This window comes from Erythrobacter sp. HI0063 (genome assembly GCF_001635685.1).
In the GTDB taxonomy this organism is placed as follows: Bacteria; Pseudomonadota; Alphaproteobacteria; order Sphingomonadales; family Sphingomonadaceae; genus Qipengyuania.
Window position 1 is genome coordinate 1 of sequence record NZ_LWFF01000153.1, and the last position, 370, is coordinate 370.

The window sequence follows — 370 nt, forward strand, 5'->3', positions numbered from 1 at the left end:
CATGTGCATACTGGTTTCGTCTTTCGAAAACCTCGTAAAAATTTCTCCAGCGCTCGTGGTGATTGATTATCTCTGTTTGAGAGAGCTTCTCAATATATCTCACTTGCTCTTTATGAGAATCGCGAAGTAGTCGGTTTACTTCGTCGTCAATAATATTGTTTTTGAGAGTTTCGATCTCTTTGGTCTTGAACAGCTCGCGATAGGAGAAAGACTTATCTCCAAAGTCTATAGAGGCAGGGTCTCTAGTGATTAAATCCTTAAGAAAATCGCCAATTATGGAGTCGAATGTCGCTACGATACTTAGTAAGAGAGAGGAGGGGAGAACTTTCATCCCTTGATCTATCTCCTCAATGTTATTCATCCCCTCAGT

Annotated in this window: 1 protein-coding gene; it reads right to left on the bottom strand. The window is 40.8% G+C overall.

Going from position 1 to position 370, the window contains the following annotated elements; translation table 11 throughout:
* Nucleotides 1-331 (bottom strand): hypothetical protein (locus A3736_RS17860; protein ID WP_233999253.1); only part of this gene is annotated, 331 nt, incomplete at its 3' end.
* Nucleotides 332-370 lie beyond the last annotated feature (39 nt).